General features: G+C 65.6%; 14 protein-coding genes. 5 read left to right on the forward strand and 9 right to left on the reverse strand.

Going from position 1 to position 14,641, the window contains the following annotated elements:
• Positions 1 to 21: 21 nt before the first annotated feature.
• Positions 22 to 1,461, reverse strand: coding sequence for an FAD-binding oxidoreductase (locus tag BMZ97_RS06285; protein ID WP_092166843.1), 1,440 nt, complete (start codon positions 1,459 to 1,461; stop codon positions 22 to 24).
• Between the two features lie 307 nt (positions 1,462 to 1,768).
• Between BMZ97_RS06285 and BMZ97_RS06290 the strand changes: the two genes are divergently transcribed.
• On the forward strand, positions 1,769 to 2,272 hold the full coding sequence (locus BMZ97_RS06290) for a thioesterase family protein (RefSeq protein ID WP_092168622.1): 504 nt from the start codon (positions 1,769 to 1,771) through the stop codon (positions 2,270 to 2,272).
• A 165-nt stretch (positions 2,273 to 2,437) separates the two neighbouring features.
• Here the strand turns inward: BMZ97_RS06290 and BMZ97_RS06295 are convergent, their stop codons facing one another.
• On the reverse strand, positions 2,438 to 2,857 hold the full coding sequence (locus tag BMZ97_RS06295) for a cupin domain-containing protein (protein ID WP_092166844.1): 420 nt from the start codon (positions 2,855 to 2,857) through the stop codon (positions 2,438 to 2,440).
• 133 nt (positions 2,858 to 2,990) lie between these two features.
• Here BMZ97_RS06295 and BMZ97_RS06300 point away from each other — a divergent pair, with 133 nt between their 5' ends.
• Positions 2,991 to 3,389, forward strand: coding sequence for a MarR family winged helix-turn-helix transcriptional regulator (locus tag BMZ97_RS06300; protein WP_244546273.1), 399 nt, complete (start codon positions 2,991 to 2,993; stop codon positions 3,387 to 3,389).
• Between the two features lie 83 nt (positions 3,390 to 3,472).
• On the opposite strand, the gene BMZ97_RS06305 is transcribed toward BMZ97_RS06300, so the two are convergent.
• The 4 genes from BMZ97_RS06305 to BMZ97_RS06320 form a co-directional block, all read right to left on the reverse strand.
• The gene (locus BMZ97_RS06305; protein ID WP_092168625.1) at positions 3,473 to 4,093 is read right to left on the reverse strand and encodes a class I SAM-dependent methyltransferase; all 621 of its coding nucleotides are present in this window, start codon (positions 4,091 to 4,093) and stop codon (positions 3,473 to 3,475) included.
• Between the two features lie 44 nt (positions 4,094 to 4,137).
• Entirely contained in the window at positions 4,138 to 5,388 is a 1,251-nt protein-coding gene (locus BMZ97_RS06310) for a BtaA family protein (protein ID WP_092166848.1), read from the reverse strand.
• Between the two features lie 77 nt (positions 5,389 to 5,465).
• On the reverse strand, positions 5,466 to 6,434 hold the full coding sequence (locus BMZ97_RS06315; RefSeq protein WP_092166849.1) for a tripartite tricarboxylate transporter substrate-binding protein: 969 nt from the start codon (positions 6,432 to 6,434) through the stop codon (positions 5,466 to 5,468).
• A gap of 161 nt (positions 6,435 to 6,595) precedes the next feature.
• Complete coding sequence (locus BMZ97_RS06320; protein ID WP_092166851.1) at positions 6,596 to 7,300, reverse strand: GntR family transcriptional regulator; 705 nt, start codon at positions 7,298 to 7,300, stop codon at positions 6,596 to 6,598.
• A 116-nt stretch (positions 7,301 to 7,416) separates the two neighbouring features.
• On the opposite strand from BMZ97_RS06320, the gene BMZ97_RS06325 reads away from it, so the two are divergent.
• Together BMZ97_RS06325 and msrB are read left to right on the forward strand one after the other, a co-directional pair.
• The gene (locus BMZ97_RS06325) at positions 7,417 to 8,493 is read left to right on the forward strand and encodes a tartrate dehydrogenase (RefSeq protein WP_092166852.1); all 1,077 of its coding nucleotides are present in this window, start codon (positions 7,417 to 7,419) and stop codon (positions 8,491 to 8,493) included.
• A 157-nt stretch (positions 8,494 to 8,650) separates the two neighbouring features.
• A complete protein-coding gene (msrB, locus tag BMZ97_RS06330; RefSeq protein WP_244546274.1) occupies positions 8,651 to 9,091 on the forward strand; it encodes a peptide-methionine (R)-S-oxide reductase MsrB in 441 nt (146 codons plus the stop codon).
• A gap of 192 nt (positions 9,092 to 9,283) precedes the next feature.
• On the opposite strand, the gene BMZ97_RS06335 is transcribed toward msrB, so the two are convergent.
• Positions 9,284 to 10,939 (reverse strand): acyl-CoA dehydrogenase family protein, encoded by a 1,656-nt coding sequence (locus BMZ97_RS06335; protein WP_244546275.1) that lies wholly within the window; start codon positions 10,937 to 10,939, stop codon positions 9,284 to 9,286.
• Positions 10,940 to 11,060: 121 nt separating this feature from the next.
• Between BMZ97_RS06335 and BMZ97_RS06340 the strand changes: the two genes are divergently transcribed.
• Entirely contained in the window at positions 11,061 to 13,445 is a 2,385-nt protein-coding gene (locus BMZ97_RS06340) for an ATP-dependent helicase (RefSeq protein ID WP_244546276.1), read from the forward strand.
• A gap of 27 nt (positions 13,446 to 13,472) precedes the next feature.
• On the opposite strand, the gene BMZ97_RS06345 is transcribed toward BMZ97_RS06340, so the two are convergent.
• Positions 13,473 to 13,850, reverse strand: a complete 378-nt coding sequence (locus BMZ97_RS06345) for a VOC family protein (protein ID WP_244546277.1) — start codon at positions 13,848 to 13,850, stop codon at positions 13,473 to 13,475.
• A 259-nt stretch (positions 13,851 to 14,109) separates the two neighbouring features.
• Positions 14,110 to 14,499, reverse strand: coding sequence for a winged helix-turn-helix transcriptional regulator (locus BMZ97_RS06350; protein ID WP_244546344.1), 390 nt, complete (start codon positions 14,497 to 14,499; stop codon positions 14,110 to 14,112).
• Between the last annotated feature and the right edge of the window lie 142 nt (positions 14,500 to 14,641).

The following is a 14,641-nucleotide window of genomic DNA, read 5'->3' on the forward strand; positions in this document are numbered from 1 at the left end:
GCCCTCCACGGCTACGGCGCTTCACAGCGCGATGATCTTGCCCGGGTTGAGGATGTTCTGCGGGTCGAGCGAGCGCTTCAGCGTCCGCATCACCGCGAGTGCCGGCGCACCATGCTCGGCCTCGAGATATTTGATCTTCTTCTGGCCGACGCCATGCTCGCCGGTGCAGGTGCCGCCCATGGCGAGCGCGCGCTTGACCAGGCGGTCGATGAAGCCCTGGCTGCGCGCGACCTCCTCGGGATCGTTCAGATCGACGATCGGCTGGGTGTGGAAATTACCGTCGCCGACATGGCCGGCGATCGGCGCAATCAGGCCCATAGCGTCGATGTCGCGCTTGGTCTCCTCGACGCATTCAGCCAGTCGCGAGATCGGCACGCAGACATCGGTGGCGACGGAATCGAAGCCCGGCCGCAGCGCCTTGGCGGCCCAATAGGCATCGTGCCGCGCCTGCCAGAGTTTCGAGCGGTCTTCGGCCTTGGTCGCCCAGTCGAACGGTCCGCCGCCATACTCGGCCGCGATCTCGCCGAAACGCTCCGCCTGCTCCTTCACGCCGGCTTCCGAGCCGTGGAACTCGACGAAGAGCATGGTGGTTTCGGGTAGGCCGAGCTTGGAGTGCAGGTTGACGCCGCGGATCATCACATCATCGAGCAATTCGATGCGCGCCACCGGCAGGCCGGACTGGATCGTGACGATGGTCGCGTCGCACGCCGCCTTGACCGAGGGAAACGGGCAGACGCCGGCCGAGATCGCCTCGGGAATGCCGTGCAGCTTCAGCGTGACCTCGGTGATGATGCCAAGCGTGCCTTCCGAACCGACGAGCAGGCGGGTGAGGTCGTATCCGGCCGAGGTTTTCCGCGCCCGCGTCGAGGTCTTCACGATCGAACCGTCGGCCATCACGGCGGTCAACGCCAGGACATTGTCCTTCATCGTGCCGTAGCGCACGGCGTTGGTGCCCGAGGCCCGCGTCGCCGCCATGCCGCCGATCGAGGCGTCGGCGCCGGGGTCGATCGGGAAGAACAGGCCCTGATCGCGCAGGTTCTCGTTCAATTCCTTGCGAGTGACGCCGGCCTCGACCACACAGTCGAGATCCTCGCCATGGACGGCGATGATCCGCTTCATCTGGCTCATATCGATGCAGACGCCGCCAAAGGGCGCGTTGACATGGCCTTCCAGCGAGGTGCCGGTGCCGAACGCGATGACCGGCACGCCATGGACGCCGCAGAGCTTGACGATCTCGGCCACCTCTTCCGTGCTCTGCGGGAACACGACGGCATCGGGCGGCTGGTTCGGGATCCAAGTCAATGTATGACCATGCTGCTGGCGCACGGCCAGGCTGGTGACGAGCCGGTTGCCGAAAGCGGCCGCCAGAGCGCGCGTCACGGCCGCGACGGCCTCGGGCGAAGGCGGCAGCGTTGCGGCTGAAGCGGGGGTGTCATGAAGGGCAGCGGCGGGCAAGCTCATTGTCAACATCCGGTTCTAGCGCTTAGACTTGGAACTATTCGGTTTCGCAGATGGTCACGATCTCGACACCAGCATGGCGAAGAATGCTCTCTTGCCTCACCGCCGGGCTGACGGCAAACAGGATTGGTGCATAGTAGACCATGCCGACACGGAATGGGCAGCCGCAATGACGCGGTTGCGGATTGATCATCATCTAGGTGTCGCGGACGGGCTGCCCCCGTCGGTGTGGCGTTGAGTAGGGAGGGCGACCGTGAAAGACGATATCCGCGCTCCCGCGCTGTTCTTTGCGCCCTTCGTCTCATCGGCCATGCGGATCGAGCCGCAATGGATCGACTATAACGGCCATCTCAACATGGCCTATTATCATGTGCTGTTCGACAGGGCCGTCGACGAGGTGTTCTCGCTCGTCGGGCTGAACCAGGACTATCTCGAGACGCGCCACGCCTCCTGCTTCACAGCCGAATGCCATGTCCTCTACAAGCGCGAACTGACCGAGGGCGACCAGGTCCGCGTCACCGCACAACTCATCGCCTTCGACGACAAGCGGCTGCACTACTATCTCGAAATGCGCCACGCCCATGAAGGCTGGCTCGCCGCCACCAGCGAGAACCTCTCGCTGCATGTCGACATGACGAGCCGCAAGGTCACGCCCTTCCCGCCCGACATCCTGGCCAATCTCGCGCTGATGAAGGCCTCCCACAGCATGATGCCGCTGCCCGCCACGATCGGCCGGATCATCGGCATGCCCAAGCGCACCGCGATCACGGTCGAGGGCATGACCGGCGAACGCGAGACCGAAACCCGGCATTGAGCTGGGCCCGTGCGCCATTGCGGAGCAGGCCGCAGGCCTGATCCGAAGTAGGGCGTGGACGCAAGGATTTCGTCAGCGGGCCGAACCCGTTGCCCCTCCCGAACCTCCGGGAAGTCCGCGCGGTCGCCTCAACGCCGACATCGCGCATCGGCTCAACAACTTTAGCTAGGCGGGGACGAGCCCGTGGCGCAGCATGACCTCTTTCGCCTTGGCCAGGTCAGGCTTGCCCGGCACGTTGATTACGTCCGCGATCTCTTCGAAATAGCCGCGTCCAATCGTTCCCGGGGTGATCACGGCTAAGGCCCGCGCCGTGCCCTCGGTCAGGTTCTCGTGATGATGGATGCTGCCGCGAGGGATGAAGACAGCATCGCCGACGCCCAGTTCCTGCTTGCGACCATCGACGGTGATCAGCAGAACGCCCTCAAGCCCATAAAGGATTTCATCCGCATCCCGGTGGTAGTGGGGTGCGGGCACGCGGGCGTGGGACGGCACGGTGAACTCAAACACGGTGGCGCCCTCACCGGTCACCAGGAACCGCAGTTCCAACTGCCCGATCCGCACAATATCGCGGCCATTCGCTTCCATCGCCGGCTCCCTTCTTGTAAAGTAGCTTTACAGAAAAACGTAAAGCGACTTTACAAATATGTCAATCTCCGAGCGAGCGCAGTCTGATAGCGGAACCCAGGCGCAACCGCCCTTCTTTGGCGCTCTGCTTCGTATGACCTGGCAGGGCGTGCGCGACCGGATGCTGGACGCCATCCATCAAGCCGGCTTCAGCAATTTCCAGGAAGCTCATTTCGCCGTGTTCTCCTATCCCCCTCCTGATGGCATCAGACCATCGGAGTTGGCGCGCCAAAGGCGAATGTCGCGGCAAGCGATCAATTACCTGGTCAGCCAGCTCGAGGAGCTTGGCTATGTCGAGCGGCGCGCTTGCGCGGGAAACGACCGTCGCCTGATCTATCTCAGCGCAGACGGACGCCAGATCATCGCGACAATTTTCAACTGCCTGCGCCAACTGCACGCGGAATGGGCCGAGGATATCGGCCAGGACCGTTTCGAGATCTTCCTCGAGGTCTTGAGGCAGCTTTCCGTCAAGGCGCAGGAACACAGGCCTTAAAGGCCGATCGATAATAGACGGCTAGCCTGGTAACTCCGGACGGGGTGGTGCCCAAGTCAGATGGTGCTCAAGTCAGATACGGCCTAGCTTGAGCCCTGCCGCACCACCGCCTGCACGGCATAGCCGCGATAAAGTGGCGTGGTTTTCGCCACCGCGCCTTCAGCCTGCGCGATCTCACCCAGCACCGCGGCAAGGTCGCCGCGCGGCGTGACATGGAACAGCGCGAGCCAGCGATTGAGCACCGCCCTGAACGGCGCGGGCAGGCCCGCCTGATTGCCGAAATCGACGATGTGCAATTCGCCATTCGGCGTCAGCGAGCGCAATGCCTGCCGCACCACGCCATGCCAGGGCGGGATCATCGAGAGCGCATAGGAGATCACGATCCGGTCAAAACCCGCCTGCCCGAACAAGGCCTGCGCATCGAACGCCGTCGCATCGGCCTGCGCCAGATGGATGCGCTCGGAGAGCCCGACGCGCGTGACGGCCTGTTGCGCTGTCGCCAGCATCTCGGCGGAGACATCGAGCCCGTAACAGGGCCGGCCGGGATAGGCCTGCGCAATCTTGATCAGGTTGCGTCCGGTGCCGCAGCCAACTTCCAGGACGCTGCCGCCTGCGGGCGGCGCCAACCCGGCGATGAGTTCGTCGCGACCGAGCAGATAGAATTTCCGGCTGGCGTCGTAGATATGGCGCTGATGCCGATACATCGCGTCCATCAGCCCGGCCGCCTCGCCGCGCGGCAGGTCGAGGCTCACGCGGCACGCTCCGGCAGGACGTAGAGGTGGAAAGCGCCATAGATCGAGGAGCGATCCTGCGCGCCGAGCTCGCGGCTGCGCGCCTCCTGATAATGCCATTGGCCGAGGATCGCATCCGGCACGCGGCCGGGCAGCAGGCGCTCATCGGCGGCCGTGCGGAAGATCACCCGCGCGCCAGGCCTTGCCGTACGCGTGATCTGCGACCAGAGCGCGGTGAGATCGGCGTCGTTCATCCAGTCCTGTGCGTCGAGCAGCACATAGGCGTCGCAGCTCTCGGCCGGCTGGCGCTCCAGGAAGGCGGTGATCGCGCTCTGATGATAGGCAACGCGGTCCGCCCGCGCCTTCACGGCGGCGAAATTCCCGCGCTGCAAATAAGGCGGCAAGGCTGCGTCCGGCCCAGGCTCATAGCCGCGCCCGAAGGCCTGGCGAGCGAAGTAGTTGGTCTTGAGATCGAAGCCGCAGGCGAGCCGCTCCAACCGGTGGCGCAGCACGCCGCGAATGCCGTCATCGCCATCGCCGGCAAGCGCCTTGTATTGCGCCGGCGGGATGCCGAGCCCGTAAAGCGAGGCCGGCTGGCGCACCAGCCAGCGTACCAGCCGCTTGTCGAAGACCGGTGCGAGATGCCTGTCGAACAGCACGCGCTGCTCGTCCATGCTGCGCGCCTTGAGCATGATGCGCGGATCGCAGCCGAGCGTGCGCCCCAGCAGATGGCCCGCCCCGATGAAGCGGCCGAGCAGGCCGTAGCGATAGAAATTGCGTGCGAAGAGATTGATGCGGCGCCGCCCGCTCAGGCCGCGTCCCTCCCAATAGGCACGCGAGACCGGGTCGAGATGCGGCGCGATTTCGCTGTCGTAGAATGCGACATTGCTGCGCGACTGCGCCTGCCCGAAGAAGCGCAGCACCTCGTCATGGCCCTGCATCCGCGCGAAAGCGGCGAGCTTGAGCTTGCCGAGCGCGATATGGGCGCCGTTGAGATCGATCGCGCTGATCCGGCCGGGATCGTCGGCGAGATAGGACAGGATGTTGCAGGAGCCCGAGGCGATGGCGACGACATGGTCGCTGGGCTTGAGCTGCAGCGCCGCCATGTCGACGACCGGGTCTTCCCAGATCTGCGGATAGACCAAGCCGGAAAAGGCGAGCGTGAACATGCGCTCGAGCACGCCCGCCTTTGAGAGCGGCTTGTTGCGATGGACTGCCGAGGTCAGCCCCGATGCCGTCTCCCGCCGAACCGCGCGCGCCGTCTGCATCGTCTGAAGCCCCTTGGTCGGCCCATGGTGATGGCGAGCCGACTAGAGGAGTCGCGTGACGGTTGGGTGACGAGCATCTACTGCGCGGTGACGCCTGCCGCCTTGATCACAGGCGTCCATTTGTCGACCTCGGCGCGGACATGGGCACCAAGCGCAGCCGAGCTCTGCCCGGCCTCGTCTGGAATCTCGCAGCCGAGATCGAGCAGCCGGGCGCGCACGCCTGCATCCGCCAGCGCGGCGCGGCCGGCGGCGTTCAGCTTGTCGACGATCTCGCGCGGCGTTTCCTTCGGCGCGAAGATCGCGTTCCAGCCGACCGCCTGGAATTCAGGCAGGCCAGCCTCCGCGCTCGTCGGCACGTCCTTGGCGACCTCCAGCCGCTTCGGCGTCGCCACCACATAGGCCTTGAGATTGCTGAGCTGCGGCACGATCCCGACGGTCTGGTCGCAGACATAGTCGAGCTGTTTTGCGATCAGCGCGTTCATCGCCGGGCCGGAGCCGCGGAACGGCACCTGCTGCACCGGCGCCTTGATCAGATGATGGAAATAGACGCAGGTCAGATGCGAGGTCGAGCCGATGCCGCCATGGCCGTAATTATACTTGTCCGGATTGGCCTTCAGCAGCGCGACGAACTCCTGCAGCGTATTGGCCGGAAAGTCCTTATGCGCCGCGACCAGCATCGGCGTGCCGGCCGTGTTGATCACCGGAGCGAAGTCGGTGCGCGGATCATAAGCAAGATTGGGATAGAGCCCGACCGAGGCCGAATGCGTGCCGAGATTGCCCATCATGATGGTGTAGCCATCGGGCGTGGCTCTCGCGACGCGCAGTGAGCCGGTCGTGCCGCCGGCGCCCGCGACATTCTCGACGATGACCGATTGCCCCAGCGTGCGGCCCATATGCTCGCCGACGATACGGGCGATGATGTCGGTCGGGCCACCTGCCGCGAAGGGCACGATCAGGGCGATCGAGCGCGAGGGATAGGCTTGGCCAAGCGCAGGCGCAGCGGAAAGCGAGAATGCGGCCAAAGCGGCCAGGAGCAGGCGTCGCATGGATGTCCTCCCAGGTTGATAGCCGCGTTCGTCGCGGTCTTTAGGTCTGATGCGGTGGCCCAGAGCGTTTTCGAGCGACGGGGTCACCGGTTCGCGCGAAGAAAACGCGTTAAAACAAAGAGCTAGGGCGATTGAACGATCCAACCGGATCGGCACCCGCTCTAGAGATGGCGCAGGCCGATGCTCTCGATCAGCGGCAGCAATTCGTCGCGCGCCCTGACACGGTGCTGGCGGGCCGCCTCGCGGGCGGCCTCAGGCGCGCCGTCGCGAATGGCGTCGATGGTGGTGCGGTGCTCCTCAGTCGAAATCGGCAGGCGCGGACGCAAGCGCAAAGTCAGCATGCGGGCGCGATGCGACTGGTCGTTCACCGTCTGGATGATGCGGACGAACCGGCTGTTGCCGCAGCGCTCGACCAGGATGCGGTGGAAGGCCTCATCGGCTCGCCCCCAATCGGCGAGATCGCCTGTGTCCAGCGCTCGCGCCATGGTGTCGGTCTCGCGCGCCAGATCCTGCGCCATCAGCAACCGTTCGCTCTCCGGAAGCCCGGCCGCGAGCTCAGCCGCGCTCGCCTCGATCGCGATCAGCACCTCGTAGATCTCGCGGATATCGTCGGGCGCCAGCGCACAGATCAGGATGCCGCGCTTCGGGACGATGCGGACAAGCCCCTCCTCCTGGAGCCTGAGCGCCGCCTCATGCACCGGCGTGCGGCTGACGCCGAGGCGCAAGGCCAGCTCGCCAGCCGAAGCTTGGTAGCCCGGCGCGAAAACGCTCTCGCGAATGGCTTGTTTCAGCGCAGCATAAGCGCTGTCAACGAGGCTCGGCGCCCGGTCATTCGCCTGATCGATCGTCTTCAAGCCAGCCTGCATTCCACCCTCCGCTCCCGGTAGCGTAACATCTTCCATGGAAGCTGCAATGCAATGTTGACTCCAAGGGTGCTTGAGCCGCAAAGACAAGCGGCTCACATCGGATCGGAGGCGGCGTCATGAAGACCTACAGGATCGCGGCGATCCCCGGAGACGGCATCGGCGTCGAGGTCATCGCGGCCGGCGTCGAGGTGCTGCAGGCCCTGGCCGCACGCGAGGGCTCCTTCGACTTCGCGTTCGACCATTTCGACTGGGGCTCGGATTACTACAAGCGCACCGGGCTGATGATGCCGGACGATGGCCGCGAGCAGATCAAGGGCCATGACGCGATCTTCTTCGGCGCGGTCGGCGCGCCCGACGTGCCCGACCATGTCACGCTCTGGGGGCTGCGGCTCGCGATCTGCCAACCCTTCGACCAATACGCCAATGTCCGGCCGACCCGCGTCCTGCCCGGCATCACGTCGCCGCTGCGCTCGGTATCCGGCCCGGAACTCGACTGGGTGATCGTGCGCGAGAATTCGGAGGGCGAATATGCCGGCGTTGGTGGCCGCGTACATAAGGGTTTCCCCGAAGAGGTCGCGACCGATGTCTCGATGATGACGCGCTCGGGCGTCGCCCGCATCATCCGCTATGCCTTTCGCCTGGCCCGGTCGCGGCCGCGCAAGCTGCTCACCGTCGTCACCAAATCGAACGCCCAGCGCCATGCCATGGTGATGTGGGACGAGATCGCCGCCGAGGTCGCGGCCGAGTTTCCCGATGTAACCTGGGACAAGATGCTGGTCGACGCCATGACCATGCGCATGGTGATCAAGCCACAGAGCATCGACACCATCGTCGCGACCAACCTCCACGCCGACATTCTGTCGGATCTGGCCGCCGCGCTCGCCGGCTCGCTCGGCATCGCGCCGACCGCCAACCTCAACCCCGAGCGCGCCTTCCCCTCGATGTTCGAGCCGATCCATGGTTCGGCCTTCGACATCGCAGGCCAAGGCATCGCCAACCCGATCGGCACGTTCTGGACCGCAACGATGATGCTCGACCATCTCGGCGAGCCGGCCGCCTCCGCGAGGCTGATGCGCGCGATCGAACGCGTCACCGCCGATGCGAGCTTCCACACGCCAGATCTCGGGGGGAAGGCGACGACGCGGCAGGTCACCGACGCGGTTATCGCCGCGATTGCGGGCGATAATGCCTGACGCCGAGAGCCGCCCGCCAGGAAACGACGGCCAGGGGCGACGACATCGTGACCATGTTTGAGATCGCGCCGGGCTGAATTCCGCGCCATAATCGCCATATTGCTCGTCGAACGAGTAGGGGCGATGGATCGAGCCTCGCGACGAAAGGAAGACGGATATGGGCCTGATGAGCATGTTCGGCAGCGAGACGACGCAAACCGAGACCTTCGAGGTCACGCTGACCGACGCCGAATGGCGGGCGAAGCTCAGCCCCGAACAGTACCGTGTGCTGCGCGGCCACGGCACCGAGCGCGCCGGCTCCTGCGCCCTGAACTACGAGAAGCGCGCCGGGACCTTCAGTTGCGCCGGTTGCGGCAACCCGCTGTTCAAGGCCGGCACCAAATTCGAGAGCGGCACCGGCTGGCCGAGCTTCGACCAACCGCTCGACGGCGCAGTCGGCACGAGTCAGGACGGCAGCTTCATGATGACACGCACCGAGGTGCATTGCGCCCGCTGCGGCGGCCATCTCGGCCATGTCTTCCCCGACGGCCCGCCCCCGACGGGCTTGCGCTACTGCATGAACGGCGTCGCGATGGATTTCGTGCCGGCAGAGGGTTGAGCCGCAAACCGAAAGGGCGCGGGGAACCCCTCTCCTGTAAGGAGAGGGGCAGGGGTGAGGTGTAGGCCCCTCGACCAGTTTGGCACTACCCCCACAGCGAGGCAGCGGTCAGGTCACGGCCAAGGCGTCTAATGGCCGACCCCTCACCCTGCCCTCTCCCTCCGGGAGAGGGTTCCCCACGCTACCCGCGCCTTAACTGAGAACCGGCACCGCCCGCCGCGCCAGGCTCCCCGCATCCACGCCCGTCGGCAGATCGCCGAAATGCCCTGACCAGCCGCCATCCAGCCGGCTGGTGATGAAGGTGTCCGCGACCTCATGCGATGCATGGCGCAGCAGCAATGACGCCTGCAGCAACAGCGCCAATCGCTCGACCAGCCGCCGCGCCTGGCCTTCCTGCCGGACGAGTTCGGGCAGCGCACTGTCCAGCGCGGCGAGTGCCGCGTCATAACGCCGGTCGGCGCCCTTGGCGGCGCGCAATTCGTCCTGCAGCGCCGGCAGGGCGCCCGGTTCCCGCTCGAGCGAGCGCAGCACATCGAGGCAGATGACGTTGCCCGAACCCTCCCAGATCGAGTTCAGCGGCGCCTCGCGATAATGCCGCGCGATCACGTGCTCCTCGATGAAGCCGTTGCCGCCATGGCATTCCAGCGCCTCGACCAGAACGGCCGGCGTGCGCTTCGCAACCCAGTATTTCGCGATCGGTGCGCCGATCCGCGCGAGCAAGCGCTCGCTCTCCGAACTCTCCTGCCGGTCCACCGCCGCAAACAGTCGAAAGGCGAGCCAGGCCGCAGCCTCGGCCTCGATGGCGAGATCGGCGAGGACGTTCTGCATGATCGGCTGGTCGATCAGCGCCCGCTGGAAGGCGCGTCGGTGTGCACAGTGATGCGCCGCCTGCGCCACTGCCTGCCGCATCAACCCGGCAGAGGCGGCGGCAATGTCGAGCCTGGTGTTGTGGTTCATCGCAAGTCCGGTCCGCAAACCTCGCCCCGGCTCGCCCAGCATGTGCCCGATCGCGCCGCGAAGCTCGATTTCCGACGAAGCGTTGGAGCGGTTGCCGCATTTCTCCTTGAGGCGCTGGATCGCGATGCCGTTGCGCTCGCCCGATGGCAGCCAGCCCGCCACGACGAAGCAGGAGACGCCTTCTGCCGTGCGCGCCAACGTCAGGAAGACGTCGGAATGCGGGACGGAGAAGAACCATTTCTGCCCGAACAGCGAATGCGTACCGTCGCCATTGTCCCTGGCGAGCGTCTGTGTCTGGCGCAGATCCGAGCCGCCTTGCGTCTCCGTCATTGCCATGCCGACGGTGGCGCCGGTCTTGGTCGCGGCCGGTCCCTGCCGGTTGTCATAGGCGTTGGAGGTGATGAGCGAGCCCCATTCCGCCCAGCGCGCCGCATCCTGCTTCAGGATCGGGATCGCCGAATAGGTCATGCTGACCGGGCAGCAGATTCCGCTTTCCGCGCCGTACCAGAGATATTGCAGCGCCGCACGCGCGACCTGGGCGCCCGGCCCGGGCCGGTTCCAGCACAGGGCATGCGTCTCCTGGCCGATGGTCAGGCCCATCAATTCGTGCCAGGCCGGATGGAAGGCGATCTGGTCGATGCGGTTGCCGAAGCGGTCATGCGTACGCGCCTCCGGCGTGAAGCGGTTGGCGAGCCGAGCCAGCTCCTGCACCTCTGCAGAGCCGACGCAGCGCCCGGTCTCATGCAGACGGTCTCTGGCCCAATCCGCAGCAAAAGCCGATATCGCCGCCTGCAGCACCGGATCGGCCGCGAAGGCATCGTAATCGGCCAAGGGCGGGGCCTGGTTCGTGACCTCATAAGTGGAATAGCGGGGGGCGGTGTCCATGGTCATCGGCACGCATCCTGACTAAGGATTCGACGGTGCATTCAACGCCCATCCGTCTTGTCCAGCAATCCGCCGCACAACACCCTATATTGACGCCAGAACGAATCACGATCGAGCGCTGCGCCCCTTGTCCGACCACGACACCACCTCCGCCCCCTTGCCCCGCCCCGGCGGCCTTGCTGCGCGCGCCGCGGCGGCTCCCGCCGCTGGCTATCTCGCGGGACTGAACCCGGAGCAGCGCCTCGCCGTCGAGGCGACGGACGGCCCCGTGCTCGTGCTGGCCGGCGCCGGCACCGGCAAGACGCGCGTGCTGACCACCCGCATCGCCCATCTCATCGCGACCAACCGTGCCTACCCCTCGCAGATCCTGTCGGTGACCTTCACCAACAAGGCGGCGCGCGAGATGAAGGAGCGCATCGCCCATCTCGTCGGCCCGGTCGCCGAGGGCATGCCGTGGCTCGGCACCTTCCACTCGATCTCGGCCAAGCTGCTGCGCCGCCATGCCGAACTGCTTGGCCTGCGCTCGGATTTCACCATCCTCGACACCGACGACCAGATCCGCCTGATGAAGCAGGTGATCGCGGCCGCCGATATCGACGAGAAGCGCTGGCCCGGCCGCATGCTGGCGGGCTTCATCGATAGCTGGAAGAACCGTGGCCTCGCGCCCAAGGATGTCCCGCCCGGCGAGGCTGCCGTCTTCGCCAATGGCAAGGGCGGCGCGCTCTACCACGCCTATCAGGAGCGATTGAAGACCCTGAACGCCGTCGATTTCGGCGACCTCTTGCTGCACTGCCTGACGCTGTTCCGCGACAATCCCGACGTTCTCGCAACCTATCACGAGCGCTTCCGCTACATCCTGGTCGACGAGTATCAAGACACCAACACGGCCCAATATCTCTGGCTGCGGCTGCTCGCCCAGGGCCGGCGCAACATCGCCTGCGTCGGCGACGACGACCAGTCGATCTATGGCTGGCGCGGCGCCGAGGTCGACAACATCCTGCGCTTCGAGCACGATTTTCCCGGCGCCACAGTCGTCCGGCTGGAGCGCAATTACCGCTCTACCGGGCATATCCTCGCCACCGCCTCAAAACTGATCGCCCGCAATGAGGGCCGGCTCGGCAAGACATTGCGTACCGAGGATGTTGAGGGCGAGAAGGTCACCATCACCGGCGCCTGGGACAGCCAGGAAGAAGCCAGGCTGATTGGCGACGAGATCGAGAGCCTGCAGCGCAACGGCCATAACCTCTCCGAGATCGCGATCCTGGTGCGCATCTCGGCGCAGATGCGCGAAATCGAGGACCGCTTCGTCCATCTCGGCCTGCCTTATCGCGTCATCGGCGGCCCGCGCTTCTACGAGCGCGCCGAAATCCGCGACGCCATGGCCTATCTGCGCTGCGTCGTCTCGCCGACCGACGACCTTGCCTTCGAGCGCATCGTCAATGTGCCCAAGCGCGGGCTCGGCGACGCCACCATCCAGATCCTGCACAACCACGCCCGCGCATCTCAGGTCTCGCTGCTGCAATCGGCCCGCATGGTGGTCGAGAGCGACGAATTGAAGCCCAAGGCCAGAACCGCCTTGCGCGAACTGGTTGAGGCCTTCGGCCGCTGGTCGGCCAGGGCCGAGCACATGCCCCAGGGCGAGCTCGCCGAGCTCGTGCTGGAGGAGTCGGGCTATACCGAGATGTGGCAGAAAGACCGCTCGGCCGATGCCGCCGGCCGGCTCGAAAACCTCAAGGAACTCGTGCGCTCGCTCGACGAATTCCCCGACCTACCGGCCTTCCTCGAGCATGTCTCGCTGGTGATGGACGCCGATTCCGGCGAAACCGCCGAGCGCGTCTCGATCATGACGCTGCACGGCGCCAAGGGGCTTGAGTTCGACACCGTCTTCCTGCCCGGCTGGGAGGAAGGCCTCTTCCCCAACCAGCGCGCGCTCGATGAGAGCGGCCGCGCCGGGCTGGAAGAGGAACGCCGCCTCGCCCATGTCGGCCTGACCCGAGCCCGCAAGCGGCTCAAACTCTATTTCGCCTCGAACCGCCGCATCCACGGCCTCTGGCAATCCAGCCTGCCGAGCCGCTTCATCGACGAATTGCCGGAAGAGCATGTCGAGGTCGTCCAGGCCGCCTCCAATTACAGCCAGGGCGGCTATGGCGCCTCGCGCTTCGACCGCATGGAGAGCTTCGGCTCCTCCTACAACACGCCGGGCTGGCAGCGTGCCCAGGAGAACAAGGCCAAGGCCGGCTCGGGCGGCGGCTCGGGCTTCTCCGATAGCGGCGGACGCGGTTTCGGCTCAGGCAGTTTCGGCGGCGGCCGGCAGCGCGGCCCGATGCTGATCGAAGGCGAACTCACCGCCAAATCGACAGGCTCATCAGCCTATGACGCCGGCGCGCGCGTCTTCCACGTCAAATTCGGCCCCGGCTCCGTCGCCAGCGTCGACGGCAACAAGCTGACGGTGGATTTCGACAAGGCCGGACGGAAGATGGTGCTGGATAGTTTCGTGCAGAAGGCGGGGTGAGCAGGCGCTCGGCCGGCCCGTTCGGGGTTACGCCTCTGCCTCATGACAGCACACGCAAAGCTTGTTGCCATCCGGATCGCGAAAATACGCCCCGTAATAATTGGCGTGATAATGCGGCCTCAGGCCCGGCTGCCCTTCGCAGGTCCCGTCATGCGCCAGTGCCTCGGCATGGCAGCGATCGACGATCGCGCGGCTTGGCGCCAGCAGGGCGATCATCTGGCCGTTGCCCGGATCGGCCGCCGCGCCATTGAAGGGTGTTGCGAGGAAGAAGTACGGGCGCGGCGCATCGCGCGGCTGCCAGGCCGCCAAGGGCTTGGCGCGATCGCAGAACCAGAGCTTGTGGCCGAGCGCCTCGAACAGTGCCGCATGGAAGCGAAAGCCTCGCTCGAAATCATTCGTGCTCAAGACGATATGCGACAGCACAACCTATCTCGCTTCTACACTCGGCTCGGAACGTCAGCCTAGCGCATGTCACCTAGCCTCGGAACCAGCCCGTCATCCCGGACAAGCGGCCCCCGGGTCCGATCTTCGATCGGCCCAAGGACAGGCTCCGCCGCGCAGATCCGGGATCCATCGGAGGGCTCCGGAACTCTACGATGGATCCCGGGTCTGCGCTTCGCTTGCCCGGGATGACGGCTCGTTTCCGAACGGAACCGACCGCCGCTCACCGCCCCTCCCTCGCCCGAAACGCCGCGCGCGCCGCCTCCACCTGCGCGTAATAGGTCTCCGCCCAGACCCAGACCCCGCAGAACGCCGCCGTCAGCTCGCGGCCGAGTTCGGTCTGCGTGTAGTCGACATGCGGCGGGATCACCGGATGGACCTTGCGCGTGATCAGCCCGTCGCATTCCATCTGGCGCACCGTCTTGGTCAGCATCTTCTGGCTGATGCCGCCGACGATCCGACCGATCTGGGTGAAACGCAGTGTGCCGTGCTCCTCCAGCGCCTCCAGGATCAGCATCGTCCATTTATCCGCGACCTGGGCGATCACATCGCGTACCAGTGCCTCGACCGCCGGGCTGACTTCGGGATGGGAGAAGCCGCCCTGCTTCTGCATGGCCGCGACCGTGTCGCGTATCGTGCGCATCTGACACTCTCCTTTTGGTGCCTATAGAACTTTTGGGTGCCTTCTTTCGTTTGGAGAGCATCGCGCCTAGCTCTTGTCCGCGCAACCATGAAAGGCGCATTTGCGAAAGGAC

Source organism: Allobosea sp. OK403 (assembly GCF_900113835.1).
Classification (GTDB): Bacteria; Pseudomonadota; Alphaproteobacteria; order Rhizobiales; family Beijerinckiaceae; genus Allobosea.

Bases quoted from the DNA above. Each gene is read 5' to 3' on its own strand.
- BMZ97_RS06285 (WP_092166843.1), bottom strand. From the start codon at position 1,461: ATGAGCTTGCCCGCCGCTGCCCTTCATGACACCCCCGCTTCAGCCGCA.
- BMZ97_RS06290 (WP_092168622.1), top strand. From the start codon at position 1,769: ATGCGGATCGAGCCGCAATGGATCGACTATAACGGCCATCTCAACATG.
- BMZ97_RS06295 (WP_092166844.1), bottom strand. From the start codon at position 2,857: ATGGAAGCGAATGGCCGCGATATTGTGCGGATCGGGCAGTTGGAACTG.
- BMZ97_RS06300 (WP_244546273.1), top strand. From the start codon at position 2,991: ATGACCTGGCAGGGCGTGCGCGACCGGATGCTGGACGCCATCCATCAA.
- BMZ97_RS06305 (WP_092168625.1), bottom strand. From the start codon at position 4,093: ATGTATCGGCATCAGCGCCATATCTACGACGCCAGCCGGAAATTCTAT.
- BMZ97_RS06310 (WP_092166848.1), bottom strand. From the start codon at position 5,388: ATGCAGACGGCGCGCGCGGTTCGGCGGGAGACGGCATCGGGGCTGACC.
- BMZ97_RS06315 (WP_092166849.1), bottom strand. From the start codon at position 6,434: ATGCGACGCCTGCTCCTGGCCGCTTTGGCCGCATTCTCGCTTTCCGCT.
- BMZ97_RS06320 (WP_092166851.1), bottom strand. From the start codon at position 7,300: ATGCAGGCTGGCTTGAAGACGATCGATCAGGCGAATGACCGGGCGCCG.
- BMZ97_RS06325 (WP_092166852.1), top strand. From the start codon at position 7,417: ATGAAGACCTACAGGATCGCGGCGATCCCCGGAGACGGCATCGGCGTC.
- msrB (WP_244546274.1), top strand. From the start codon at position 8,651: ATGGGCCTGATGAGCATGTTCGGCAGCGAGACGACGCAAACCGAGACC.
- BMZ97_RS06335 (WP_244546275.1), bottom strand. From the start codon at position 10,939: ATGACCATGGACACCGCCCCCCGCTATTCCACTTATGAGGTCACGAAC.
- BMZ97_RS06350 (WP_244546344.1), bottom strand. From the start codon at position 14,499: ATGCAGAAGCAGGGCGGCTTCTCCCATCCCGAAGTCAGCCCGGCGGTC.